Raw genomic sequence first — 25,381 nt, 5'->3', positions numbered from 1 at the left:
GCGAGCGTATCGAGACCCGTCCGAGGGCAGCACCCGCCGGTCGAGTAGCGAGCGCAGCGAGCGTATCGAGACCCGTCGCGCTGGCCTCGATACGCGACCTCCTCCGTCGGCCGCTACTCGACCGACGCCGACGCCGACGCCGACGCCGGCGCGAGCTCCTTCGCCACGAGCGTGAGCACGTCGTACGTCGCCACGAGCTCGTCGTTCTGGTTCTTGAGCACCGCGTCCCAGCGCACCTCGCCGTACTCGTCGGTCTCGCGCGGCGTGATCTGCTTCGCCGTGAGCTCGACGCGGATCGTGTCGCCGGGCGACACGGGCGTGATGAACCGCAGGTTCTCGAGTCCGGAGTTCGCGAGCACCGGGCCGGGCGCGGCATCCACGAACAGGCCGGCCGCCCACGACACGAGCAGGTAGCCGTGTGCGACGCGACCCGGGAAGAACGGGTTCGCGGCGGCGGCGTCCTCGTCCATGTGCGCGTAGAACGTGTCGCCTGTGAACGCGGCGAACGTCTCGATGTCCTCGAGGGTCACCGTGCGCGATGCGCTCACGACCTGGTCGCCGATCCGCAGCTCGGCGAGCGACTTGCGGAACGGGTGCACGCCGCCCGGTTGCGAGATCGCGCCCGTGTGCCACACGCCGGTGAGGGCGGTGAGCATCTCGGGCGAGCCCTGCACCGCCGTGCGCTGCATGTGGTGCAGCACCGCGCGGATGCCGCCGAGCTCCTCGCCGCCGCCCGCGCGCCCGGGTCCGCCGTGCACGAGGTTCGGCAGCGGCGAGCCGTGCCCTGTCGACGAGCGCGCGTCGTCACGGTCGAGGAACAGCACGCGGCCGTTGTAGGCCGCGATGCCGGATGCGAGCGCCACGGCGACCTCGGGGTCGTGCGTCGCGACGCTCGTCACGAGCGATCCGCCGCCGCGCGCCACGAGCGCAACCGCGTCGGCGACCGTGTCGTATCCGACGATCGAGGCGACGGGGCCGAACGCCTCCACCTCGTGGAGGGCGGGGCTCGCGGCATCCGCGAATCGCAGCAGCATCGGGCCCACGAACGCGCCGTCGGATGCCGTGCCGGTTGCGTCTTCGGCTTGTATGACGCTCGGGGCATCCATCGATCCGATCACGAGCTCGCCTCCCGCGGCCTCGAGCCGGCCGACCTGCCGCAGCACCTCGTCGCGTTGCGCGAGCGACGCGAGCGGACCCATCGTGACGCCCTCGGCGCGCGGGTCGCCGACGACCACGCGCTCCGCGATGCGCGACCGCACCGCGTCGATCACGGCGTCGACGGATGCCGCGGGAACGATCGCCCGCCGGATCGCCGTGCACTTCTGTCCCGCCTTGGTCGTCATCTCGGCGACGAGCTGCTTCACGTAGGCGTCGAACTCGGGCGTGCCCGGCGTGGCATCCGTGCCGAGCACCGACGCATTGATCGAGTCCGTCTCGCTCGTGAAGCGCACGCCGCCCGTCTGCACGGAATCGTGCGCGCGCAGCTTCTCGGCGGTGGACGCCGAGCCCGTGAACGCGACGAGGTCGCCGAGCCGCAGGTGGTCGAACAGGTCGGGCACGCTGCCCGAGACGAGCTGCAGCGATCCCTCGGGCAGCAGGCCCGACTCGACGAGGATGCGCACGAACGCCTCGGCGAGGTATCCGGTGGGCGTCGCGGGCTTCACGACCGTCGGCATGCCGGCGAGGAACGCGGGCGCGAACTTCTCGAGCGAACCCCACACGGGGAAGTTGAACGCGTTGATCTGCACGGCCACGCCGGGCAGCCGGGTGTAGATATGCCGTCCGAGGAATGAGCCGTCCTTCGAGAGGTTCTCGACGGCGCCGTCGACGTACACCTTGGCGTTCGGCATCTCGCGGCGGCCCTTCGACGAGTACGTGAAGAGCACGCCGATACCGCCGTCGATGTCGACCCAGGAATCCTGCTTCGTCGCGCCCGTGCGGCTCGAGAGCTCGTACAGCTCGGACTTGCGCTCGGTGAGCACGAGCGCCAGCTGCTTGAGCAGCACCGCGCGCTGGTGGAAGGTCAGCTCGCCGAGCGAGCGCTGCCCCACCGTGCGGGCGTACTGGAGCGCCGCGCCGAGGTCGAGTCCCTCGGTCGACACGCGGGCCACGAGTTCGCCGGTCGAGGCGTCGCGCACCTCGGCGGCGCGTGCGGCCACGCCGGCGTCAGCAGCATCCGGAGTCCACCACGCCCCGTTCACGTAGCTCGGCAGGATCTCGGTCATCATGTCGTCCTCTCCGCGCGTCACTGCGCGTCCCACAGGTAGAAGCCCTCGCCGGTCTTGCGACCGAGCTTGCCCTCGGCGACCATGCGGCGCAGCAGGGCGGGCGGTTCGAATCGTTCGCCGAGCTCCGCCGCGAGGTACTCGGCGATGCCGAGCCGCACGTCGAGCCCGACGATGTCGGTCAGCCGCAGCGGCCCGACCGGATGCTTGTAGCCGAGCGTCATGGCCGCGTCGATGTCCTCGGCGCTCGCCACGCCCTGCTCGAGCATGCGGATCGCCTCGAGCCCGAGGGCGACGCCGAGTCGCGACGACGCGAATCCCGGGGCGTCCCGCACCACGATCGGCGTCTTGCCGATGGCCCGCACCCAGCTGCGGGCCTCCTCGACGAGCGGCCCGCCGGATGCCGCCCCGCGCACGATCTCCACCATCGTCGAGGCGGGCACGGGGTTGAAGAAGTGCATGCCCAGGAACCGGGCGGGCCGCGCGAGCACGGCGGCGAGCGCGTCGATCGAGATCGACGAGGTGTTGCTCGCCAGCGCGGCATCCGGCCCGAGCACCGCCTCGACGCGGGTGAGCGCGTCGATCTTGAGCGAGAGCTCCTCGGGCACGGCCTCCACCACGAGACCGGCGCGTTCGAAGTGCGCGACGTCGGTGGCCGTGGCGAAGCGCGCAGCGAGCGCCGCCTCGCCCTCGTCGGTCGTGCCGCGTGCCACGGATGCCGCCACGGACTCGAGCACGCGCGCGCGGGCCGCGGCCGCGGCATCCGCGTCTCGCTCGACGACCGTCACGCGGGAGCCCGCGAGCAGGAACGCGTGCGCGATGCCGGCGCCCATGCGGCCGCCGCCGAGCACGCCCACGTCGGCGAGCGCATCGGGAAGGTCGGGTCGCGGGTCGGTGGCCGAGGGATCAGTGGCGGGGCGGTCGGTCACTCGGCAGTCCTCCTGCGTCGTTCGAGGAACTCGGTCATGCGGCGGTGCTTCTCGGGGCTCTCGAACAGCGGCGCCTGCGCCTCGAGGTCGACGAGCGGATGCGCCTCGCGCGGCGCCCGGAACACGCGCTTCGTGGCGATCGTCGCGTCGGGGTCGTTTCGCGCGATGCGGTCGGCGATCGCGTGCGCGGCGTCGAGCAGGGCATCGGCCGGATGCAGCGCGCTCACGAGCCCGATCGCGAGCGCCTCGTCGGCGCCGATCGTGCGACCGGTGAGCAGCAGCTCGATCGCGCGGGCATCGCCCACGATCTCCTTGAGGCGCCAGCTCGCGCCGGCCGCGGCGATGATGCCGAGCCCGGTCTCGGGGTTGCCGAGCTTGACGTCGGGCGTGGCGATGCGGATGTCGGCCGCGTACGCGAGCTCGGCGCCGCCGCCGAGCGCGTAGCCGTCGATGGCCGCGATCACCGGCATCGGCAGCTCGTTGACGCGCACGAACGCGTTCGCGTTGATGCCGGCGAGGGCGTCGGCGGCACGGCGGTCGCGCAGCTGGGCGATGTCGGCGCCCGACGCGAACACGCCGCCCGCGCCCGTGAGGATGAGGATCCGCGGGTTCACCTCGAGCTCGGCGCACAGCTCGTGCAGGGCGTCGATCGTGTCCTGGTCGATCGCGTTGCGCTTGTCGGGCCGATTCAGGGTCGCGACGACCCGGTCGTCGAGACGCTCGACGAGCAGCGGCCGCGAGAGGTCCGGCGACACTGCGACATCCGGCGGGTTCATCGCAGGCCCTCCACGATGAGCGCCGAGCCCTGGCCGACGCCCACGCACATGGTCGCGAGGCCGTAGCGCGAGCCCTCGCGCTCCATGCGCCCGAGCAACGTCACGACGAGTCGCGCGCCCGACGAGCCGAGCGGATGCCCGAGGGCGATCGCCCCGCCGTCGGCGTTCACGAGCTCGGGGTCGAGGCCGAGCCGCCGCATCGACGCGAGCGACTGCGTCGCGAACGCCTCGTTGAGCTCGACTGAGCCGAGGTCGCCGATCGCGAGGCCCGACCGGGCGAGCACCTTCTGCGTCGCGGGCACGGGCCCGAGGCCCATGATCTCGGGTGCGAGGCCGGCGGATGCCCCGGTCACGACCCGTGCCCGCGGCGTCAGTCCGTAGCGCTCGACCGCGGCGGCGCTCGCGACGACGATCGCGGATGCGCCGTCGTTGAGCGAGCTCGAGTTGCCGGCGGTCACGACCGACCCGCCGGCCACGACGGGCCGCAGCCCGGCGAGCGCCTCGAGCGTCGTCTCGGGACGAGGACCCTCGTCGACGAGCACCTCGCCGCGTACGGTGGGCACGCCCACGATCTCGGCCTCGAACCGCCCGGCGGCGATCGCCGCGACGGCGCGCTGCTGCGAGCGGAGCGCGAACGCGTCGGCCTCCTCGCGCGTGATGCCATCGAGCCGGGCGACCTCCTCGGCCGTCTCGGGCATCGAGTACGTGGCCTTGTCGCGGGCGAGCAGCTTCGGGTTGGGGAACCGCCAGCCGATCGAGGTGTCGTACGCCTCGCCGGGCTTCGCCCACGCGCGTTCGGGCTTGGCCTGCACCCAGGGCGCGCGGGTCATGGACTCGACGCCGCCCGCGATGATGAGGTCGGCGTCGCCCGCGCGGACCGCTTGGGCGGCCATCGTGATGGCCGACAGGCCCGACGCGCAGAGCCGGTTCACGGTGATGCCGGGCACCGAGTCGGGGAGCCCGGCGAGCAGCACCGACATCCGTGCGACGTTGCGGTTGTCCTCACCGGCCTGGTTCGCGGCGCCGAGGATGATCTCGTCGATCGCCCCCGCCTCGATCGCCGCCTGGTCGAGGCCGGCGCGGCGCACGGCCTCGCCGACGACGAGGCTCGCGAGGTCGTCGGGCCGCACGCTCGCGAGAGCTCCGCCGTAGCGACCCACCGGGGTGCGCACTCCACCGACGAGGAAGGCCTCCGCCATGGTCACTCCTGACTGCATCGTCTGGGAACGCTCGCCCGCCAGCGTATCGGCGACCGCGACATCCGATTCCGGTCGGAATTCACAACCGACCGTTCAGTCGGTAATTATGTCAAACGGATGCCGCGAACGCCACTCGGGCGGATCGAGCCCGAGCGGCGCCGCGTCATCCGTCGACGGCGGTCAGCCCGCGGAGGGCTCCTCGGTGGGCTCCGGCGTCGCCGTGGGCTCGGGGCCGAAGAGCATCCACTGCCCCGACGTGCACTCGTAGAACGTGAGCGCCTCGGTGTCGATGTAGACGTCGCCGTCGGCCGTGCACTTCGCGTTCTCGGGTGCGCCCAGGCCGAGGGTCAGCTGCGTGCCGGGCGCCCCGGGGGCACCGGAGGCTCCCGTCTCGCCGGTCGCGCCGGTCGCGCCCGTCGCACCGGTAGCACCGGTCGCGCCGGTGGCGCCCGTCTCGCCCGTGAGGTTCTCGGCGGCCGATTGGCGGATGTTGCCGACGAGCGTCCAGTCGCCGTCCTGGAAGAGGTAGACGTCGGACGTGGTGATGTCGATGTACACGTCGCCCTCGTAGCCCTTGCCCGACTCCGGCACCCCCGTGCCTGCGCGGACGGCGGACCCGGCTGGGAGGATCTCCTTGATCGCCTCCTCGTACGCGGTCTCGTCGACCTCGACGGTCGGCGCCGGGGTGGCGACGGCCTCGGTCGAGCCGGCGGACCTCGCGACCCAGGCCCCGAGGAACGACGCGACGAACGCGAGCACCACGAAGGCGACGCCGAACCAGACCAGCGTCGCGCGGGTGACGGGAGCGGGAGCGGCAGCCGACGTGGCTGCGCCCGACGGCGCCACGCCCGATGCCGTGCCCGATGGGCCGGGCGCGGGCGTCGGGGACTCGGGCGGCGTGCCCTTCGGGTCCAGGTCATCGCTCATGTCGCGCCCCTCCACGTCCCGCGCTCCCGATCGACCCCCGTCGCGCTGAGAGGAGACGCGTCGCGCTCATGCTAGCGGTGCCGGCGTGCTCGGGGCCCGCCACGACACCCGCCAGAACGGGGGCCGGATGCCGCAGCGGCCCGCATCCTCACTGGACGCGGGCCGCTGCGTGCGGGGTGGGGAGCCGCCCTAGGAGGCGCGCTCCTCGGACTGGTCGTCGAGCGCGATCTCGACGAACTCGAGCTCCGCGTCGTCGAGCTCCACGACGTCGACCTCGACCTCGACGACCTCGATCGTCTCGGTGCCGGCCGCTGCCTCGGTCTCCTCGGCGGCGGTCTCGGCCGCCGGCTCGACGAGCGCGGTGCCTGTCTCGATCGGGCCCAGGTCGACGAGCAGCTCGTCGCCCAGGCGCACGTCCTCGAAGTCGACCTCGATCTCGGCGCGGTCGAGCAGGTCGATCATGCGACGCTGGCGGTTCCGCGGGATGAGCGTGACGACGCGACCCTCCTTGCCGGCGCGGCCGGTGCGGCCGGCGCGGTGCAGGTAGGTCTTGTACTCGTCGGGCGCGTCGGCCTGGATCACGAGGTCGATGTCGTCGACGTGGATGCCGCGGGCCGCGACATCCGTGGCGACGAGCACGCTGACCCGACCCGAGGTGAGCTGCTGCAGGTTGCGCGTGCGGCGGGACTGGTTCAGGTCGCCGTGCAGGGCCACTGCGCGGATGCCGTAGTCCTCGAGGTGCTCGGTGAGGTCCTCGGCGAACGCGCGGGTGCGCGAGAACACGAGGGTCTTGCCGTCGCGCTGGGCGAGCTGGGCCACGATGTCGCGCTTGTCGCGGTTGTCGATCACGAAGACGCGGTGCTCGATCGACGACGATGCCTGGTCCTCGCCGGCGACCTCGTGCACGGCGGGCTCGACGAGGAACTCGTCGACGAGGGTCGCGACGCCCTTGTCGAGGGTGGCCGAGAAGAGCAGCTTCTGGCCGCCGCGCGCGGTGCGGCGCAGGATGCGCTGCACGGGCTCGAGGAAGCCGAGGTCGCACATGTGGTCGGCCTCGTCGAGCACCGTGATGGCGACCTCGCTGAGGTCGAGGCGACCCTGTTCGATGAGGTCCTCGATGCGGCCGGGGGTGCCGATCACGATGTCGACGCCGCGCTGCAGCGCGCCGACCTGGCGGCCCTGGGGCACGCCGCCGTAGATCTGCGTGGTGAAGAGGCCGACGCTCTGCGCGATGGGCTGCACGGTGCGGTCGATCTGCAGGGCGAGCTCGCGGGTCGGCGCGAGGATGAGCGCGCGGGGCTTGCGGCCCATCTGGCGCTTGCCGCCGGCCTTGCCGGACTCGGCCCAGAGCTTCATGAGGCGCTCGACCGTGGGGGCGCCGAAGGCGATGGTCTTGCCCGAGCCCGTCTTGCCGCGGCCGAGCACGTCGCGGCCCTCGAGTACGACGGGGATCGTGGCGGCCTGGATCGGGAACGGCGCCTCCGCGCCGAGCTCGGAGAGCACGCGCACGACGTTCGCGCCGAGACCGAGGTCGGCGAAGGTCACGCCGTCGACGGCCTCGGCCTGGATGGCGTCGGCCTCGAGGCGCTCGAGCACGACGTCGTCGGAGGGCGAGAAGCGGTGGCCGGCGTCCTTGGCCGGGTAGAAGTCCGACGAGCGGCGGCCGGACTCCTGGAAGCCGGGCCGGTCGAACTCGCGGCGGGGAGCGCGGTCGTCGAACGAGCGCGCGGGTCGGTCGGCGCGATCGAACGCACGCGCCGGGCGCTCATCGCGGTCGCGACGGGGGGCCGCCGAGCGGTCGTCGAAGGATCGCGCGGGGCGGTCCGACCGATCGAACGAACGCGCGGGGCGCGCGTCGCGGTCGAACGAGCGCGGGGCGCGGTCGTCGCGACGGGGTGCGCGGTCGGCGCGGTCGTACGAACGCGCCGGACGGTCGGCAGCGTCGCGGCGCGGGCCGCGGTCGTCGCGGTCGTACGAGCGGGCAGGGCGGTCGGCAGCCTCACGGCGGGGCGCACGGTCGTCACGGTCGAAGCTGCGCGCCGGGCGGTCGCCCTGGTCGCGGCGCGGGCCGCGGTCGTCGCGGTCGTACGAGCGCGCGGGGCGGTCGGCAGCGTCACGGCGGGGCGCACGGTCGTCACGGTCGAAGCTGCGCGCCGGGCGGTCGCCCTGGTCGCGACGGGGGCCGCGGTCGTCGCGGTCGTACGAGCGGGTGGGGCGGTCCTGGCGGTAGCTCGGCCGCGCCGGGCGGTCGCCCTGGTCACGCGTGTCGCGCCCCTCGCGCTCGGCGCGGTGGGGCGTGCGACCGGCGGCGACGCGCTCCTCGCGACTCCAGCGCGCCTTGGGGGCCTCGGCCTCCTCGGGGCGGTACCCGCGGTGGCCCGCGCTGCGGGCGCCGGGCTTCTGGGCGCCGCCGCGCGACGGGGCACCGGAGCGGCCGCCCTTCGCGTACGACGGTTCGAAGTTCTTGGCGCGGTTGCCGCCGGCGGGCTTCTTGTTCTTGGGCATTCGTGGCTTTCCTGGGTTGTACTCGGGTACATGGCAGAGCTGCCGCGCGCTGGCGCAGCACTCTGAGAACCCGGAACTACGGTGACCGGGGCCGTTCACATACGGTGACTATCCGAGGCCAGACGCCTCGGAACCGGCCCCTGGACTCACAAACCCATCCACGCCGAACGACGCGGTGTCCAGAACCGACCCCACCACGATACCGGACGCCCGCTGTGAATACTCCGACACGTGGCATCCGGTCGGCTGAAACGTAACGAGTCGGTAACGCACATCGCGTACGCTCCCGCTGTGAGCACCGCCCTGTCGATCGCCGTCGAATCGCCCCGTGAGCGGGGCGTCGAACGCCTGCTCGCCGACAGCACCCGGCACGCGCAGTCGCTGGGCTACCCGCCCGAGGCGACGATCCTGCTCGACGCGCAGCAGTTCGAGCAGCCGGGGGTGCGGCTCTACGTCGCGCGCGACGAGACCGGCCGGGCGCTCGGCATCGCGGCGATCGTCGACGGCACCGACACGGGCGCCGGCCCTGACGAGGGCCGAGCCGAGCTCGCGCGCATGTTCGTCGACGCAGAGGCCCGCGGGCTGGGCATCGCGGGCATGCTGCTCGAACGGGTCGAGACGGATGCCGCGGCGCGCGGCATCCGCGAGGTCGTGCTCGAGACGGGCACACTGCACCTGCCCGCACAGGCCCTCTACGCGAAGCACGGCTACCGACGGGTCCCGCAGTTCGGCCGCTACGTGGGCACGCCGACCAGCGTGTGCATGGCGAAATCGCTCCTGACCTTCGGGGTCGACTCCCTCGCCGAGGAACCGCTGTCGGTCGTCGACTGAGCACGTCTTCCTCCGCGACCCGAGCACACGACGGGCGACCTGAGCACCCTGCACCCGGGACTGAGCAACGCCTACCCATCCGCCCGAGCCCGGCACGCGGCATCCTCGGAGTCACAGGCAAGGGAGGGGAACGGCATGATCGCGCTCATCGCCGCCATCGGATTCGGCGTCGCCGCCGGCGCGCTCGTCGGGGCGATCGTCACGGGCGACCCGCTCTACACGATCACCGCGAGCATCGCGTTCACGGTCGCGACGATGGTGGCGGTCTTCGGCGGCATCGGCTCGATGACGCGCGGGATGCGGCGCGCGGCATCCGCCGAGGCACCGCAGTCGGGCGAGCTCGCGCTCGCCCGCGTCGAGCGGATCACGCGAACGGGCTTCAGCGTGAACGACCAGCCGCAGTGCGAGCTCGTGCTCACCGTCGCGCCCCGCCATCGGCGGGCCTACACGACCGTGCACCGCCAGATCGTCGACCTCGTCGAGCTCGCCCAGGTGCAGCCGGGCTCGATCATCGTCGTGCGGCGACTCGACGACGCGAAGGCGAACGTGCGACTCGAGCTCGCCCCGCCCGAGGACTGGGCGCGGCTGCGCGACGCCGAGCGCCTGCGCACGGGCAGCGACCGCACGGTTCCCCTCGCGTCCGAGGCGGCGGCGTGGGCGTCGGAGCCGCAGACCCTCGGTGGCGCGCCGAAGCCGCCTGCGCGGCCCGGGCGGTGGGTGCTGCGTGCCGCGGTGTTCCTCGCGGCGGCGGCGCTCGTGCTCGTCCCGGCGTACGACAGCGTCGCCCGCACGGCGCAGGCGTTCGCGTCGGGGCACCCGGAGACGGCGGGCGTGGTGCTCGGCGACCGACACCAGCAGATCGTCGACGCTCTCGCGCGGGAGGCCGGCGGCACCGCCTTCGTGCGCATCGGCTTCTACGACGGCTACGCGCTCGCGGCCGCACCCTCGGCGCCGGGTGCGCTCACGATCGACGAGTACCAGTACCGATGGGACCGCACCGAGCACCACGGCCCCGAGCTCATCCAGCCCGACGATCCGGCCGGCGCGCTCTTCCACGCGGACGAGGTCGACTTCTCGCGCATCCCCGACCACATCGCGACGGCGCGCGATCGGTCGGGCATCGCCGATCCCGACTCCGTGATCGTGATCGTCGAGCGGGCCCTCATCGCGGATGACGCGGGCGCGCGTCCGGTGCGGGTGATGGTGCTGCTCGACTCGCCGTACGAGGACGCGACGGTCACCCTCGACGCCGCGAGCGGCGAGGTGCTCGGCTAGCAGCCCGACGTGGTCGTGCCCCCGTGGTGGCGGGCGGCGTGACGTGGGGTAGCATCACCTCACCCCTGAACCCGGAGCCCCCGTGACCCCCACCCGACCCTCCGGCGGTCACGGAGGCCGGCGCCGTCGGCCCGCGCTGATCGCCGCCGCCATCGCCGCGGCCCTCGGCGTGACGTTCGCGGTCTCGGCGTTCCACCAGCCGCTGCGCGAGATCGACCCCACGGCCGAGGACGCGGTGAGCGAGGTCGCGGGCACGGAGCTCATCGGCATCCGCACGTTCGCACCGCCCGCGGGCATCCGGGTCGACGCCGACCTCGAGTACGGCGTGAGCGACGACGGGACGCTGCTGACGCTCGACGTCTGCCGCCCGGCCGCCTCGGGGATGAGCGCCTCCCCCGCGGTCGTGTCGATCCACGGGGGCAGCTGGGCGCGCGGCGACAAGGCCAACAGCGACTGGCGCGGCGTGTGCGAGTGGCTCGCGAGCGAGGGCTTCGTCGGGGTCTCCGTGAACTACCGGCTCGTGCCCGAGGCCGTCTTCCCCGCGCAGATCGACGACGTCGCCCGCGCCGTCGAGTGGCTGCGCGAGCCCGAGCAGGCCGAGCGCTTCGGCATCGACCCCGCGCGCATCGGCGCGTTCGGCGGGTCCGCGGGCGGCAACCTCGCCGCCCTGCTCGGCACCCTCGGCGAGGGTCCGCTCGACACGGGGTCGCGGGTCGCGGCCGTGGCCGAGCTGTCGGGCCCGGTCGGGCTCGGGCTCGGCGAGCTCGACGCCGACGCGGCATCCGACTGGCTGCGCGGCATCGTCGGCGACTACCTGGGCTGCGAGCCCCGCAGCGACGACCTCGCGTGCCCGCAGGCGATCGAGGCCTCGGCGACGGCGCACGTCGACCCGACGGACCCGCCGTTCTTCATCGGGCACGCGGAGCTGGAGGTCGTGCCCGTCGGGCAGTCCGAGCGGCTGGCGGCAACGCTGCGGGCGTCGGCGGTCCCCGTCGAGCTCGCGGTCGTGCCGGGCGACGCCCACTCGATCGGCATCCTCGACGAGGGCATGCGCGCCCGCATCGCCGCCTTCCTGCACGCGCAGCTCGGCTGAGCGCGCCGTCGCCGCAACATCGGCGCAACCCGCCGGCAGCATCCATGCGCTGTGATGGAGGCATGGGCAGTGAACCGATCACCGTGTCGATCCGCCGCGAGGTCGACCCCGACCGGGTCGCCGAGGCGACGGTGTGGGCGCAGACGGGCGTGAATCTCGCGAACCGCTACCCGGGCTTCCTCGGCTCGGGGTGGGTGCGGGCCGGCGAGCGGTCGACCGTGTGGCACATGCTGTACCGCTTCTCGAACGAGCAGACCCTCGCCGAGTGGGAGCAGTCGCCCGAGCGGGCCTGGTGGCTCGAGATGGGCAGGGGCTTCGTGCGCGACGAGCGATCGCGGCGGCGCACCGGCATCGAGGGCTGGTTCGACGAGCCGCCCACGGGGTCGATCCCCGCGGTGGCGGATGCCGCGGCCGAGCCGCTTCCCGCCGCCCCGCCCCGCTGGAAGCAGGCGGTGACCATCTGGCTCGGCTTCTTCCCGGTCAACCTCGCGTTCGCGCTGCTCATGTCGCTCGTGCCGCCGTGGGACGGCGTGCCGCTCGCCCTGCGCGTGCTCGCCTCGACGCTCGTGCTCACGCCGATCATGACGTACTGGGTGCTGCCGTGGGTGACGCGGATGCTGCGGCCCTGGCTCGAGCGGCGGGTGTAACCGGTCTGTGCGGTCGCCGTCGCGGTCAGCGGATGCCGCGGATGCGCCTCGACAGGGTGGCCGCGGCCTCCGTCACCGCGGCGGTCGCCGCCGCGACGAGCTCGGCGGCGGCATCCTCGGCGAACGTCACCGCGATCGCCGCGGCGGGCCAGCCGAGGTGGTCGAGCACGGCCGCGCCCACGGAGGCGAGTCCCGTGGTCACCTCGCCGTGCTCCCCGGCGACGCCGGCGGCACGCACCGTCGCGAGGTCGGCCTTCAGCCGCGAGTACGTCCAGGGCGCGGCATCCGTCGCGCCCGGATGCCGCTCGGCGAACGCCGCGCGGTCGGGATAGAGCGCGCGCAGCTGCGCGGGGGGCAGCGCCGCGAGCATCGCCCGTCCCGACGCGGTGAGGTGCGCGGGCAGGCGCACCCCGACGTCGGAGACGAGCGAGGGCCGGCGGGGGGCGCGCTCCTCGACGAGGTACAGCACGTCGCGGCCGTGCAGCACGGCGAGGTGGCCCGACTCGCCGAGCCGGTCGACGAGGGCCGCGACGAGCGGTCGCCCGAGCCTGGTGAGCGGCTGCTGCCGGCTGAATCCGCTCGAGAGCTCGAACGCCGCGATGCCGAGGCCGTACCGGCGCTCCTCGGGGAGGTGCACGACGAAGCCGCGCTCCTGCATCACCGCGAGCAGGTGGTAGACGCTCGAGCGCGGGAGCCCGAGCGCGTGGGCGATGGTGGCGGCGGGCACCGGACCGCGCTGCGACGCGAGATGGGTGAGGATGCGCAGCGTGTGATCGGCCGCGGGCACCTTCGGTTCCGGCATCGCGACCTCCTCGTCGGGCGGCGGGGTGCATCCGGGAGCGTCCCCGCTGTCTGGAATCCCGGACGCAAGCGTACTCCCGGGCGTTCCCGCGCGCGTGGGCCGGGTGTGGAATCGGAGGCATGAGCACCATCGCGCCCGCCCCCGTCGCCACCGTCGCGTCCTCCGTCACCGTCGGCACCGGCCCGCTCACGATCGACGAGGTCGTGGCCGTCGCCCGCCACGACGCGCCCGTCGTGCTCGACGAGGCGGCGCTCGAGGGCGTCGCCGCGAGCCGCGCGATCATCGAGGGCCTCGCCGCCGACCCCGAGCCGCACTACGGCATCTCGACGGGCTTCGGCGCGCTCGCCACCACCTTCATCGCCGAGGACCGCCGCGCACAGCTGCAGGCCAGCCTCGTGCGCTCCCACGCCGCCGGCTCGGGCGCCGAGGTCGAGCGCGAGGTCGTGCGCGCCCTGATGCTGCTGCGCCTCTCGACCCTGATGACCGGCCGCACGGGCGTGCGCCGCGTGACCGCCGAGACCTACGCGGCCATCCTCAACGCGGGCATCACCCCGGTCGTGCGCGAGTACGGTTCGCTCGGCTGCTCGGGCGACCTCGCCCCGCTGTCGCACTGCGCGCTCGTCGCCATCGGCGAGGGCGAGGCGCGCGTCACCGGTCGAGGCTCCTCGGGCGAGCTCATGTCGGCCGCCGACGCGCTCGCCGCAGCCGGCATCGCGCCGCTCCGCCTCGGCGAGAAGGAGGGGCTCGCCCTCATCAACGGCACCGACGGCATGCTCGGCATGCTCGCACTCGCGATCGACGACCTGCGGATGCTGCTCACCACCGCCGACGTCGCGGCCGCCATGAGCGTCGAGGGCCTCATGGGCACCGACGCCGTGTTCGCCGCCGACCTGCACGCCCTGCGCCCCCAGCGCGGACAGGCCGTCTCGGCGGGCAACCTCCGGCGCCTGCTCGCCGGCTCCCCGATCGTCGCGAGCCACAAGGGTCCCGAGTGCACGCGCGTGCAGGACGCGTACTCGCTGCGCTGCGCGCCCCAGGTGCACGGCGCCGCACGCGACACGCTCGCCCACGCGGCATCCGTCGCCGATGCCGAGCTCGCGAGCGCCGTCGACAACCCCGTGCTCACGCTCGACGGCCGGGTCGAGTCGAACGGCAACTTCCACGGCGCCCCGGTGGCGTACGTGCTCGACTTCCTCGCGATCGCGGTGGCGGATGTCGCGTCGATGAGCGAGCGGCGCACCGATCGCTTCCTCGACCGCGCGCGCAACCAGGGGCTCCCGCCCTTCCTCGCCCACGAGGTGGGGGTGGACTCGGGCCTCATGATCGCCCAGTACACCGCCGCGGGCATCGTGTCGGAGCTCAAGCGCCTCGCGGTGCCCGCCTCGGTCGACTCGATCCCGTCATCGGCGATGCAGGAGGACCACGTCTCGATGGGCTGGCATGCGGCGCGCAAGCTCCGGCGCGCCATCGACGGGCTCGCCCGCGTGCTCGCGATCGAGGTCATGACGGCCTCGCGCGGGCTGGCGCTGCGGGCCCCGCTCGAGCCGGGCGCGGCCACCGGCGCGGTGGCACGACTCGTCGCGTCGACGGGCGCCGTGCCCGGCCCCGACCGTTTCCTCTCCCCCGAGATCGAGGCCGTCGTGGGGCTCGTCACGTCGGGCGAGGTCGTGCGGAACGCGGGATCCGTCGCCGAGCTCGACTGACGGGTCGCATCGAACCGACGGCGGCCGCTCGCCGCTCGCCGGGTTCGCACCCCCGAACAGGGGCGGGCCGGTGACCCCGTGCGGGTTGTGGCGGGTCCGCGGGCGGTGCAAGACTGGGGAGTCGGTGCTGACGATGGCACCACGCGGAAGCCCTATGTTCCTGAACCGAGCCCTACCCGACCAACCCGATGAGCGCCGAGCGCGAACCGCCCGGCGGCTCGGGTTCGCCGTGGCGGCGGTCACGGGCAGCCTGCTCTTCTCCATCGGCTCGGTCACTCCCGCGTACGCCGAGGACATCATCGGCGACACCTCGACGGTCACGACCGACACGACGACGACCGACACGACGACGACCGCCGATCCGACGGCCACCCCTGAGCCGACTCCGACGACGGATCCGGTTCCGACGACCGATCCGACCCCCACTCCGGACCCGACGCCCACCCCCGATCCCACGCCCACCCCGGATCCCACGCCCACCCCGGACCCGACACCGACGCCCGACCCGACACCGACGCCCGACCCGACTCCCACCCCCGACCCGACGCCGACCCCGACACCCGACCCCACGGCCACCCCGACCCCCACTCCCACGCAGTCGCCGACCTCCTCGCCGAGCCCGACGCCCTCCGGCCTGGTCAGCGCACCGTACGTGCTCGTCGGCGACGGACCGGTCGCCCGGATCTCCAACTCCGTCAACCCCGACGTGAGCCGGCTCGTCGGACTGCGGGCGAAGCTCGATCGCGCCACCGCCGACCTGCGTACCGCCGAGTCGGCGCTCGCCGACGCGAAGTCGACCCGCGAGGTCGCGCGTGCCCTCGCCGAGCGACTCGACGCCGAAGCGGCCGATGCGAGCGACGCGGCAGCGACCGCGGCAGCGGTCTACATCGCGGCGTCCCGCGGCGACGGGGCCGCCATCAACTCGATGACCGCGGCATTCGGCGCCGGACACGACCTGCTCGCCGGCCTCGGCGGGGTCAGCCGCATGTCGCAGCTCGCCGGCGAGGCCGACCAGCTGCGCGTGATCGCCGACGAGCGTGCGAACGAGGCCGACGCCGCGAAGGAGCGCGCCGACGCCGCCTGGGCCGCCGTCGACGCCGTGCCCGTCGCCGAGCGCGAGGCCGACGTCCAAGCGGCGGAGGCCGCCGTCGACGCCGCACGGGCCGAGCTGCGCGGCCTCGAGACACGGGTGGCCACGCAGAGCGTCGCGCTCGTCGACTCGCTGCCCCAGGACTCCGGCCAGCTCAGCGAGCAGGGCTGGGCCGCACCGGTCAGCGGCACCATCACCGACGGCTTCGGGCCTCGGCCCGACAAGCCCCTGCCCGGCGTGAACGAGTTCCACCGCGGCACCGACCTCTCCGCAGCATGCGGCACCGCCGTCTTCGCCGCGACCGGCGGCACCGTCGTCGAAGCCCGACCCAACGGCACCTACGGCAACTGGATCCTCGTCGACCACGGCTCCGGTGTCTCCACGGGCTACGCCCACCTGCGCGAGGGCGGCACGTTCGTGACGCCGGGCCAGCAGGTCGCGGCGGGCGAGCTCATCGGCGCTGTCGGCAGCACCGGCGCATCCACCGGATGCCACCTGCACTTCGAAGTGCGCATCAACGGCTCCGCGATCGACGCCGTGCCGTTCATGGCCGCCCGCGGCGTCCGGCTCGGCTGAGCAGCGGTCCGTCCGCCGCCACTGCGTCGCACCGGATCGGCCGCGCCGATGCGCCCCGCCCCCTCGTCCGGGATCCCAGACGCGCGCCACGCGACATCCGTTGTCCGGCAGCGCTCGCGGGTGTGTGATCGGAACATGACCGATGCACCCACCGCCCAGCGCACCGTTCGCGCCGCGCGCGGCACCGAACTCACTGCGAAGAGCTGGCAGACCGAGGCGCCGCTCCGCATGCTCATGAACAACCTCGACCCCGAGGTCGCCGAACGCCCCGAGGACCTCATCGTCTACGGCGGCACCGGCAAGGCCGCCCGCAACTGGGAGGCGTACGACGCCATCGTTCGCACGCTCGAGGGCCTCGAGTCCGACGAGACGCTGCTCGTGCAGTCGGGCAAGCCCGTCGGCGTGTTCCGCACCCACGAGTGGGCGCCGCGCGTGCTCATCGCCAACTCGAACCTCGTGGGCGACTGGGCGACGTGGCCCGAGTTCCGCCGCCTCGAGCACCTCGGACTCACGATGTACGGCCAGATGACGGCCGGCTCGTGGATCTACATCGGCACCCAGGGCATCCTGCAGGGCACGTACGAGACCTTCGGTGCGGTGGCGCGCTCGCTCGCCGCGAAGCGCGGTGCGAGCGAGGCGGATGCCGCGCACGCGACGCTCGCCGGAACGATCACCCTCACCGCGGGCTGCGGCGGCATGGGCGGTGCCCAGCCCCTCGCCGTCACGATGAACGGCGGCGCCGTGCTCATCATCGACGTCGACCCCACGCGCCTCGACCGCCGGGTCGAGCACGGCTACCTCGACGAGGTCGCGCCGTCGCTCGACGCCGCGATCGAGCGCGTGCTGGCCGCGAAGGCCGAGCGCCGGGCGCTCAGCGTCGGCGTCGTGGGCAACGCCGCGACGGTGTTCGCCGAGCTCCTCGAGCGCCGGGTGCCGATCGACATCGTCACCGACCAGACGAGCGCGCACGACCCGCTCTCGTACCTGCCCGAGGGCGTCGAGCTCGCCGAGTGGCACGAGCTCGCGGCATCCGACCCCGAGGAGTTCACCCGGCTCGCGCGCGCCTCGATGGCGAAGCACGTCGAGGCGATGGTCGGCTTCCAGGCCGTCGGCGCCGAGGTCTTCGACTACGGCAACTCGATCCGCCGCGAGGCGGAGCTCGGCGGCTACGCGCACGCGTTCGACTTCCCGGGCTTCGTGCCGGCCTACATCCGCCCGCTCTTCGCCGAGGGCAAGGGGCCGTTCCGGTGGGCTGCGCTCTCGGGCGACCCGGCCGACATCGCGGCGACCGACCGGGCGATCCTCGAGCTCTTCCCTGAGGACGCGCACCTGCGCCGCTGGATCGAGCAGGCGGGCGAGAAGGTGCACTTCGAGGGCCTGCCCGCCCGCATCTGCTGGCTCGGCTACCAGGAACGCCACCTCGCGGGCCTGAAGTTCAACGAGATGGTGGCCTCGGGCGAGCTCAGCGCCCCGATCGTGATCGGCCGCGACCACCTCGACTCGGGTTCGGTCGCGAGCCCGTACCGCGAGACCGAGTCCATGGCCGACGGCTCCGACGCGATCGCCGACTGGCCGCTGCTCAACGCGCTGCTCAACACGGCGTCGGGCGCGACCTGGGTGTCGATCCATCACGGCGGCGGCGTCGGCATCGGCCGCTCGATCCACGCCGGCCAGGTCACCGTCGCCGACGGCACCGACCTCGCCGCCGAGAAGATCGCGCGCGTGCTCGTGAACGACCCCGGCACCGGCGTCATGCGCCACGTCGACGCGGGCTACGACCGGGCGCTTGAGGTCGCCCGCGAGCGCGGCCTGCGCGTGCCCATGCTCGAGGGCTGACGGATGCCGCGGCTCAACGCCGGCGCCACGCTCGTCACGAACATCGGCGAGCTCGTCACGAACGACCCCGCGCCCGACCGCGAGGGCGGACCGCTCGGGATCGTGCGCGACGCCGCGGTGCTGTTCGAGGACGGACGGATCACCTGGGTGGGCCCGGCCGCCTCCGCAGCCGGTCGAGTAGGCGGCGAAGCCGCCGTATCGAGACCCGACGCCTGGGATCTCGATACGCGGCCGGCTTCGCCCGGCGCTACTCGATCGGCGGACATCTCCGTCGTCGACGCCGGCGGCCGCGCCGTCATCCCAGGCTTCGTCGACTCGCACACGCACCTCGTGTTCGGCGGCGACCGCGCCGCCGAGTTCGCGGCACGCATGGCGGGCCGCCGCTACGAGGCGGGCGGCATCCGCTCGACCGTCGCGGCCACACGCGCCGCGACCCACGACGAGCTGCGCGCCCGCCTCGCCGGCTTCGTGGCCGAGCTGCACGCGCAGGGTACGACGACCTTCGAGGTCAAGACCGGCTACGGCCTCAGCGTCGCCGACGAGGAGCGCCTCGCGCGTCTCGCCCGCGAGGTGACCGAGGAGGTCACGTTCCTCGGGGCGCACGTCGTGCCGGCCGAGTACGCCGACGCCTCCCGCGAGCCCGGCACGGGCGCCGACGCGTACGTCGACCTCGTGATCGGGGAGATGCTGGCCGCGTGCGCACCGCACGCCCGCTGGGTGGACGCGTTCTGCGAGCGGGGCGCCTTCACGGCCGAGCAGTCCCGCCGCGTGCTCGAGGCCGGCCGCGCCGCGGGCCTCGGGGTGCGCGTGCACGGAAACCAGCTCGGCGAGGGCGACGGGGTGCGCCTCGCGGTGGAGCTCGGCGCGGCATCCGTCGACCATTGCACGTACCTGAGCGATGCGGATGTCGCCGCGCTCGCGGCGTCCGACACCGTCGCGACCCTGCTGCCGGGCGTCGAGTTCTCGACGCGGCAGCCCTACCCCGACGCGCGCCGGCTCATCGACGCGGGCGTCACGGTGGCGCTCGCGAGCGACTGCAATCCCGGGTCGAGCTTCACGAGCTCGATGCCGTTCTGCATCGCCGTCGCCGTGCGCGACATGGGCATGACCCCGGCCGAGGCCGTGTGGGCGTCGACCGCGGGCGGCGCCGCGGCACTGCGGCGAGCGGATGTCGGGGCGATCCGCTCGGGCGCCGCGGCCGACCTCGTGCTGCTCGACGCGCCGAGCCACGTGCACCTCGCCTACCGGCCGGGCGTTCCGCTCGTCGCGGGCGTGTGGAAGGGCGGGGCGCTCGTCTCCGGACACTGAGCGCCGGAGACAGGACGCTGGGTGCTGGGCGCTGGGCGCTGGGCCCTGGGCGCGCCCCTACTCGTCGTCGCTGCGCCGGAGGCGTCGCCCGGCGGAGAGCAGTGTGATCTCCGGCCGCGCGGCGACGAGCCGCTCGGCGAGATCGAGCACCTCGGTCACCCGATCTGCGCCCGCCGCGACGACGCCGACGCCGATGGCCGCGCGCCGGTGCAGCTCCTGATCGCCGACCTCGGCGACGGATGCCTCGGTGGCGCGTCGCAGTTCGGCGATCACCGGTCGCAGCACCGCACGCTTCTCCTTGAGCGAGTGCACGTCGCCGAGCAGCAGGTCGAACTCGATCCAGCCGATCCACATGGCCTCAGCCTCGCAGATGCCCCTCGCCGTCGCACCCGCGGCAGCGGAACCTACGAACCCGGCCGCCGCACCTCGATCGCGCTGACCCCGCTGAAGCCGATCCATGCGCGGTCGCCGGACTCGACGAGCGTGGCGAGCACCTGGCCGCACGAGCGGCAGCGCACGACCGTTCCCGCCCCGCTCGTGTAGACCATCGCTCGCGCGAGCTCGGCGGTGTCGCCGCATCCGTTGCAGCGCGCCGTCGCCATCGTGACGTCGAACGCGAGGAACTCGGCGAGCGGCCCGGCGAGTGAGTTGCCGTCGACGTGCTGCATCACGTGCCTCCGTAGCGCTCGGTGCGGATCGATCGAGGGTCGTGCCCGAGGCCGACGAGCCAGTCCGCGACGAGCTCGACGAATCCCGTCGAGCCGCACACGTAGACGCGCGGCCGATCCGTCGCGGGGATCACCGCGTGCTCGAGCAGCTCGCGGGTGATGCGCCCGGCGGGCGTCGGCCATCCGTCGGGCGTGCGCCTCGTGTAGACGAGGTCGAGCCGAAGCGGTGCGGATGCCTCGGCGAGCGCCCGCAGTTCGTCGGCGAAGTACACGTCGTCGGGCGTGCGCACCGAGTACAGCAGGCGGAACGGCGTGGGATCGTCGACCTGGCCGTGCGCGTGCGCCATCGCGAAGAGCGGCACCACGCCCGATCCGCCCGCGATGAGCTGCACCGGACGCGCGTCACCGCTCTCGGCGGCCGGGGACCACACGAAGAAGGCGCCGAGCGGGCCGTGCACCTCGAGCATGTCGCCCGCGCGCACCTCGTCGACGAGGTAGGGCGACACCTCGCCGTCGGGCAGCTTGTCGACGGCGAGCGTCACCCGCGTGCCCGGCCCCGACGAGGCGATCGAGTAGGAGCGCGTCGCGGTGTATCCGTCGGGCGCAGTGAGCCGCACGTCGAGATGCTGGCCGGCCGCGTTGCCGGGCCAGCCGTCGACCTCGAGCTCGAGCCGCGTCGCGTTCGGCGTCTCGCGGTGCGTGGCCGCGACCGTGGCGACATGCCAGCCCGAGCGGGGCACCGCACGCAGGGCGGCGTCGGCCCCGCCGGGCAGCCCGGCGGCCGGCGCCTGCGCCGTCGACGGATCGCTCACCAGTAGCGCTCTTCCTTCCACGGGTCGCCGTGGATGTGGTAGCCGTTCTGCTCCCAGAACCCGGGCTCGTCCTGGTCCATCATCTCGAGCCCGCGCACCCACTTCGCGCTCTTCCAGAAGTAGAGGTGCGGCACGAGCAGGCGGGCGGGACCGCCGTGTTCGGGGTCGAGCGGCTCACCGTCGTACTCGAACGCGACCCACGCCTTGCCGTCGAGCAGTTCGTCGAGGGGCACGTTCGTCGTGTAGCCGCCGTAGCTGTGCGCCATGACGTAGTCCTGCTCGGTCTCGATGTCCTCGAAGAGGGTGTCGAGCGAGACCCCGCGCCACTTGGTTCCGAGCTTCGACCAGTGGGTCACGCAGTGGATGTCGGTGTCGACGTCGTCGATCTTCAGCGACGTGAACTCGTCCCAGTTCCAGCGATGCACGCCCGACTCGGTGCGGATCGTGAACTCCCAGTCCGCCGTGTCGATGTCGGGCGTCGGCCCTGCCGACAGCACGGGGAAGTCGTGCACGAGCGTCTGCCCCGGTGGGAGGCGGTCGTCCCGCTCGCGACTGCGCCCGCTGAAGCCCCTGCTGATGAACGACATGTCGTCTCCCTCCGCTGGGTTCGAGACTACTGAGGCACGGGCGTCATGTCACCGGTTGCGGGACTACCGTGGAGCCATGTCGACGATCCCGGCGGCGCCGGACGGCGTCGAGCCGCTCGTCCCGGTCCAGGAGCACCTCGAGGGGATCCTCTCGGGGATCGCCCCGCTGGGCCGGGTGGAGCACGTGCGGCTGGCGGATGCCGCAGGCCGGACGCTCGCGACATCCGTCGACGCCCTCGTGGACCTGCCCTCGTTCGACAACTCCGCGATGGACGGCTACGCCGTGCGACAGGCGGACGTCGCCGCCGCCTCGACCGACCACCCGGTGGTGCTCACCGTGGTCGCCGACCTCGCCGCCGGACCCGCCGCCGAGGTCGCGATCGGACCCGGTGAGGCCGCCCGCATCATGACCGGCGCGCCCATCCCGTCGGGCGCCGACGCCGTCGTGCCCGTCGAACGCACGGATGCCGGGACGACCCGGGTGGCGATCCGCCAGGCTCCGCGACCCTCCCAGCACCTCCGCCGCCGCGGCGAGGACCTGCACGCCGGCGATCGCGTGCTCACCGCGGGCATGGAGCTGGGCGCCGGGCGCATCGCCGCCGCCGCGGCCGCGGGCCTCGCCGAGCTTCCGGTGACCGCGGTGCCGCAGGTCGCCGTGGTCGCGACGGGAAGCGAGCTCGTCGAGCCGGGTGCACCGCTCGGCCGCGGCCTCATCCACGACTCGAACTCGCTGCTGCTCGCGTCGCTCGTCGCGGAGGCGGGCTGCGCCGTGAGCGAGGTGCTGCGGCTGCCCGACGACCCGCGACGCCTCCGCGAGTGGATCGGCGGGCGGGCGCCGTGCGATGCGATCGTGTTCGCGGGCGGAGTGAGCGTCGGTGCGCACGACGTCGTGCGTCACGTGCTCGCCGAGTTCGGCACGGTCGCCTTCGCGCGCGTCGCGATGCAGCCGGGCAAGCCGCAGGCGTTCGGCACGCTGCCCGGCGGCACCCCGGTCTTCGGCCTGCCGGGCAACCCCGTGAGCGTCGCCGTCTCGTTCGAGGCGTTCGTGCGCCCCGCACTGCTCACGATGCTCGGGCGCGCGCAGGTGCGGCGCCCGAGCTGGCACGTCGTGGCGGAGGTCGGGTGGTGCTCGCCCGCGGGCCGCCGCCAGTACATGCCGATCGCACTGGGCTCGCGCGACGGACGCACCACCGCGCGTCCCGCGACGGCCGGCGGCGCCGGCTCGCATCTCGCGGGAGGCCTCGCGGCGGCCGACGGCTTCGCGATCGTGCCCGAGCACGTCGAGGTCGTGGCGGCGGGCGACCTCGTCGAGGTGGCGATCCTGTGGTGAGCGCGCCCGACGAGCGCAGGCTCGACGCCGTCATCCTCGCCGGGGGCCGGGCCGGACGGCTCGGCGGGGCGAGCAAGCCCGACCTCGTGGTCGGCGGCCGACGCCTCCTCGAGACGGCGATCGAGGCCACGTGGTCGGCTGGAGCGCGGCGCGTCGCGGTCGTGGGCCCGCCGTCGCTGGACGCGCCCGGCTGCCTCGTCGTGCGCGAGGACCCGCCGTTCGGCGGCCCGGTCGCCGCCCTCGCCGCGGGCCTCGCGGCCCTGCCGCTGGGTGCCGCGGGCAGCCCCGGTGACCCGGACGCCGACGCCGACGTGCTCGTGCTCGCCTGCGACATGCCCGACGTCGCCGACGCGGTCGCCCGCCTGCTCGAGGCACGCGACAGCAGCAACGGCGCCGACGCCGACGGCATCTGCCTCCTCGACGCATCCGGCCGCACCCAGTGGCTGGCCGCCCTCTATTCGCGGCGCGCGCTCGAGCATGCGCTCGTCGCGCTCGGCGACGTCGACGGCGCCGCGATGCGCCGGCTCGCGGCATCCCTCGACCTCACCGCCGTGCCCGACGGCGGGAGCACGCAGGACATCGACACGTGGAGCGATCTCGACCGAGCGCTCCACCGGAGAGGAGACGGCACCATGACCGAACCCCAGGGCCCCGGCCCCGGCCCCGACGACCTCGACGGCTGGGTCGCAGAAGCAGCCGGGCTGCTCGGCCTCGACCCCGCCGACGTGCCGATCGGCACCGTGCTCGACCTGGCGCGCCGCGCCGCGCACGGCGTCGCCCGGCCCGCGGCCCCCGTGACCACGTTCATGCTCGGGCTCGCCGTCGGCGCCGGCCGACCCGAGGATCTCGCGACGCTGGCCGGCCGCCTCGGCGACCTCGCCGACCGGCGCGGCACGTAGGCTGGTCGCATGACGGCCATCCAACTCGGCATCCCGGCAGTCCGCCGGTCGCCGTCGGCTGCGCCGTCGCTCGAGGGCCGGCCGGATGCCACGGGGCTCGTCGATCGCTTCGGCCGCGTGGCCCGCGACCTGCGCATCTCCATCACGTCGGCGTGCTCGCTGCGGTGCACGTACTGCATGCCGGCCGAAGGACTCCCCGTGATCCCGCGCGACGAACTCCTCTCCGCGGCGGAGATCGCCCGGCTCGTCGGACTCGCGGTGCGCGACCTCGGCGTGCACGAGGTGCGGTTCACGGGCGGCGAGCCGCTCACCCGTCCCGACCTGGTCGACATCGTGCGGCTGAGCGCCGAGGCGGCTCCCGGCACGCCGCTGTCGATGACGACGAACGGCATCGGCCTCGACCGCAAGGCCGAGCCCCTGCGGGCTGCGGGGCTCTCGCGCGTGAACGTCTCGCTCGACACGCTCGATCGTGAGCACTTCACGCGCCTCACCCGTCGCGACCGGCTCCCGGCCGTGCTCGCGGGCATCGCGGGCGCCCATCGGGCCGGCCTCGGACCGATCAAGGTGAACGCCGTGCTCATGCGCGAGACGCTGCACGACGCCCCGGCTCTGCTCGCGTGGGCGATCGAGCACGGCTGCCGCCTGCGGTTCATCGAGCAGATGCCGCTCGACGCCGACGAGGAGTGGCAGCGCGCGAACATGGTCGACGCCGAGGAACTGCTCGCGGTGCTGCGCAGCCGGTTCGCGCTCGAGCCCGTGGGCCGCGACGACCCGTCGGCGCCCGCCGAGGAGTGGCTCGTCGACGAGGGCCCGGCCACCGTCGGCATCATCGCGTCGGTCACGCGCTCGTTCTGCGGCGCGTGCGACCGCACCCGGCTCACCGCCGAGGGTTCGGTGCGCTCGTGCCTCTTCGGCGACGACGAGACCGACCTGCGCGGCCTGCTGCGCGGCGGGGCGGATGATGCGACCATCGCCGACTACTGGCGCGGTGCGATGTGGGGCAAGAAGGCCGGCCACGGCATCGACGACGACGATTTCGTGCGACCGCTGCGGTCGATGGGAGGGATCGGTGGCTGAGGCATCCGAGACCGGGTCGGGCGCTGCGACCCGGTCGCTCGGCGCCGATGCCGTGCTCGTGCGCTACTTCGCGGCGGCCGCCGAGGCCGCCGGCGTCGAGGAGGAGCGCCTCGACGGGGTCGCCACCGCCGGCGAGCTCCGCGAGCTGCTCGTCGCCCGCTACGGCCCGGTCATGGCGCGGGTCGTCGCGAACGGCTCGTTCCTCATCGACGGCGTCGTGCAGCGCGACGCGGCGGCGCCGCTCGGCGCCCAGGTCGACGTGCTGCCGCCTTTCGCCGGCGGCTGA

The 25,381-nt window shown here is 73.8% G+C and carries 23 protein-coding genes; 12 read left to right on the top strand and 11 right to left on the bottom strand.

The window, feature by feature from the left end; genetic code table 11:
- Positions 1 to 113 precede the first annotated feature (113 nt).
- From paaZ to EDM22_RS03360, 6 genes are all read right to left on the bottom strand, one after another.
- Entirely contained in the window at positions 114 to 2,225 is a 2,112-nt protein-coding gene (paaZ, locus tag EDM22_RS03385; RefSeq protein WP_170964008.1) for a phenylacetic acid degradation bifunctional protein PaaZ, read from the bottom strand.
- Positions 2,226 to 2,245: 20 nt separating this feature from the next.
- Positions 2,246 to 3,082 carry a 3-hydroxyacyl-CoA dehydrogenase family protein gene (locus EDM22_RS03380; RefSeq protein ID WP_281274052.1) on the bottom strand — a complete coding sequence of 279 codons (837 nt, stop codon included), beginning with the start codon at positions 3,080 to 3,082 and terminating at the stop codon, positions 2,246 to 2,248.
- A 68-nt stretch (positions 3,083 to 3,150) separates the two neighbouring features.
- On the bottom strand, positions 3,151 to 3,930 hold the full coding sequence (locus tag EDM22_RS03375; RefSeq protein WP_122935655.1) for an enoyl-CoA hydratase/isomerase family protein: 780 nt from the start codon (positions 3,928 to 3,930) through the stop codon (positions 3,151 to 3,153).
- Complete coding sequence (locus EDM22_RS03370; RefSeq protein WP_122935654.1) at positions 3,927 to 5,129, bottom strand: acetyl-CoA C-acyltransferase; 1,203 nt, start codon at positions 5,127 to 5,129, stop codon at positions 3,927 to 3,929. The genes EDM22_RS03375 and EDM22_RS03370 overlap by 4 nt, the downstream gene beginning before the upstream one ends.
- 180 nt (positions 5,130 to 5,309) lie before the next feature.
- Positions 5,310 to 6,056 (bottom strand): hypothetical protein, encoded by a 747-nt coding sequence (locus tag EDM22_RS03365; protein ID WP_138708013.1) that lies wholly within the window; start codon positions 6,054 to 6,056, stop codon positions 5,310 to 5,312.
- A gap of 189 nt (positions 6,057 to 6,245) precedes the next feature.
- Positions 6,246 to 8,561, bottom strand: a complete 2,316-nt coding sequence (locus EDM22_RS03360) for a DEAD/DEAH box helicase (RefSeq protein ID WP_122935652.1) — start codon at positions 8,559 to 8,561, stop codon at positions 6,246 to 6,248.
- Positions 8,562 to 8,852: 291 nt separating this feature from the next.
- On the opposite strand from EDM22_RS03360, the gene EDM22_RS03355 reads away from it, so the two are divergent.
- The 4 genes from EDM22_RS03355 to EDM22_RS03340 all read left to right on the top strand — a co-directional run bounded on the left by EDM22_RS03355 (position 8,853) and on the right by EDM22_RS03340 (position 12,407).
- Positions 8,853 to 9,392, top strand: coding sequence for a GNAT family N-acetyltransferase (locus EDM22_RS03355; protein WP_170963991.1), 540 nt, complete (start codon positions 8,853 to 8,855; stop codon positions 9,390 to 9,392).
- 135 nt (positions 9,393 to 9,527) lie between these two features.
- Entirely contained in the window at positions 9,528 to 10,667 is a 1,140-nt protein-coding gene (locus tag EDM22_RS03350; RefSeq protein ID WP_122935650.1) for a hypothetical protein, read from the top strand.
- Between the two features lie 82 nt (positions 10,668 to 10,749).
- The gene (locus EDM22_RS03345; protein ID WP_122935649.1) at positions 10,750 to 11,760 is read left to right on the top strand and encodes an alpha/beta hydrolase; all 1,011 of its coding nucleotides are present in this window, start codon (positions 10,750 to 10,752) and stop codon (positions 11,758 to 11,760) included.
- 62 nt (positions 11,761 to 11,822) lie between these two features.
- Positions 11,823 to 12,407 (top strand): antibiotic biosynthesis monooxygenase, encoded by a 585-nt coding sequence (locus EDM22_RS03340; RefSeq protein WP_122935648.1) that lies wholly within the window; start codon positions 11,823 to 11,825, stop codon positions 12,405 to 12,407.
- Positions 12,408 to 12,432: 25 nt separating this feature from the next.
- Here the strand turns inward: EDM22_RS03340 and EDM22_RS03335 are convergent, their stop codons facing one another.
- A complete protein-coding gene (locus EDM22_RS03335; RefSeq protein WP_122935647.1) occupies positions 12,433 to 13,209 on the bottom strand; it encodes an IclR family transcriptional regulator in 777 nt (258 codons plus the stop codon).
- Between the two features lie 119 nt (positions 13,210 to 13,328).
- Between EDM22_RS03335 and hutH the strand changes: the two genes are divergently transcribed.
- The 4 genes from hutH to hutI all read left to right on the top strand — a co-directional run bounded on the left by hutH (position 13,329) and on the right by hutI (position 19,722).
- Positions 13,329 to 14,912: a histidine ammonia-lyase gene (hutH, locus tag EDM22_RS03330; protein WP_122935646.1), complete on the top strand. Its 1,584-nt coding sequence runs from the start codon at positions 13,329 to 13,331 to the stop codon at positions 14,910 to 14,912.
- A 229-nt stretch (positions 14,913 to 15,141) separates the two neighbouring features.
- Positions 15,142 to 16,578 carry a M23 family metallopeptidase gene (locus EDM22_RS03325; RefSeq protein WP_138708012.1) on the top strand — a complete coding sequence of 479 codons (1,437 nt, stop codon included), beginning with the start codon at positions 15,142 to 15,144 and terminating at the stop codon, positions 16,576 to 16,578.
- A 135-nt stretch (positions 16,579 to 16,713) separates the two neighbouring features.
- Positions 16,714 to 18,414, top strand: a complete 1,701-nt coding sequence (hutU, locus tag EDM22_RS03320; protein ID WP_122935644.1) for a urocanate hydratase — start codon at positions 16,714 to 16,716, stop codon at positions 18,412 to 18,414.
- A 3-nt stretch (positions 18,415 to 18,417) separates the two neighbouring features.
- Positions 18,418 to 19,722 (top strand): imidazolonepropionase, encoded by a 1,305-nt coding sequence (hutI, locus tag EDM22_RS03315; RefSeq protein ID WP_122935643.1) that lies wholly within the window; start codon positions 18,418 to 18,420, stop codon positions 19,720 to 19,722.
- Positions 19,723 to 19,779: 57 nt separating this feature from the next.
- Here the strand turns inward: hutI and EDM22_RS03310 are convergent, their stop codons facing one another.
- Genes EDM22_RS03310 through EDM22_RS03295 form a run of 4 tightly spaced genes read right to left on the bottom strand, consistent with a single transcriptional unit; the run spans position 19,780 to position 21,789 of the window.
- The gene (locus tag EDM22_RS03310) at positions 19,780 to 20,076 is read right to left on the bottom strand and encodes a DUF503 domain-containing protein (protein WP_122935642.1); all 297 of its coding nucleotides are present in this window, start codon (positions 20,074 to 20,076) and stop codon (positions 19,780 to 19,782) included.
- 50 nt (positions 20,077 to 20,126) lie between these two features.
- Positions 20,127 to 20,390, bottom strand: coding sequence for a DUF6510 family protein (locus EDM22_RS03305; RefSeq protein WP_122935641.1), 264 nt, complete (start codon positions 20,388 to 20,390; stop codon positions 20,127 to 20,129).
- Positions 20,390 to 21,202, bottom strand: a complete 813-nt coding sequence (locus tag EDM22_RS03300) for a ferredoxin reductase (RefSeq protein WP_342768491.1) — start codon at positions 21,200 to 21,202, stop codon at positions 20,390 to 20,392. The genes EDM22_RS03305 and EDM22_RS03300 overlap by 1 nt, the downstream gene beginning before the upstream one ends.
- Positions 21,199 to 21,789, bottom strand: a complete 591-nt coding sequence (locus tag EDM22_RS03295) for a sulfite oxidase-like oxidoreductase (RefSeq protein ID WP_122935640.1) — start codon at positions 21,787 to 21,789, stop codon at positions 21,199 to 21,201. The genes EDM22_RS03300 and EDM22_RS03295 overlap by 4 nt, the downstream gene beginning before the upstream one ends.
- A 76-nt stretch (positions 21,790 to 21,865) precedes the next feature.
- Between EDM22_RS03295 and EDM22_RS03290 the strand changes: the two genes are divergently transcribed.
- From EDM22_RS03290 to EDM22_RS03275, 4 genes are read left to right on the top strand one after another with little or no spacing between them, the layout of a single operon-like run.
- Entirely contained in the window at positions 21,866 to 23,119 is a 1,254-nt protein-coding gene (locus EDM22_RS03290; RefSeq protein ID WP_122935639.1) for a molybdopterin molybdotransferase MoeA, read from the top strand.
- Complete coding sequence (locus EDM22_RS19955) at positions 23,116 to 24,018, top strand: NTP transferase domain-containing protein (protein ID WP_245989156.1); 903 nt, start codon at positions 23,116 to 23,118, stop codon at positions 24,016 to 24,018. The genes EDM22_RS03290 and EDM22_RS19955 overlap by 4 nt, the downstream gene beginning before the upstream one ends.
- A gap of 9 nt (positions 24,019 to 24,027) precedes the next feature.
- Positions 24,028 to 25,095: a GTP 3',8-cyclase MoaA gene (moaA, locus tag EDM22_RS03280; RefSeq protein WP_122935637.1), complete on the top strand. Its 1,068-nt coding sequence runs from the start codon at positions 24,028 to 24,030 to the stop codon at positions 25,093 to 25,095.
- On the top strand, positions 25,088 to 25,381 hold the full coding sequence (locus tag EDM22_RS03275; RefSeq protein ID WP_245989154.1) for a MoaD/ThiS family protein: 294 nt from the start codon (positions 25,088 to 25,090) through the stop codon (positions 25,379 to 25,381). Before moaA ends, EDM22_RS03275 begins: the two co-directional genes overlap by 8 nt.

The sequence above is a fragment of the Agromyces tardus genome (assembly GCF_003710805.1).
In the GTDB taxonomy this organism is placed as follows: domain Bacteria; phylum Actinomycetota; class Actinomycetes; order Actinomycetales; family Microbacteriaceae; genus Agromyces; species Agromyces tardus.
This window is presented reverse-complemented; position numbering and strand designations above follow the sequence as displayed.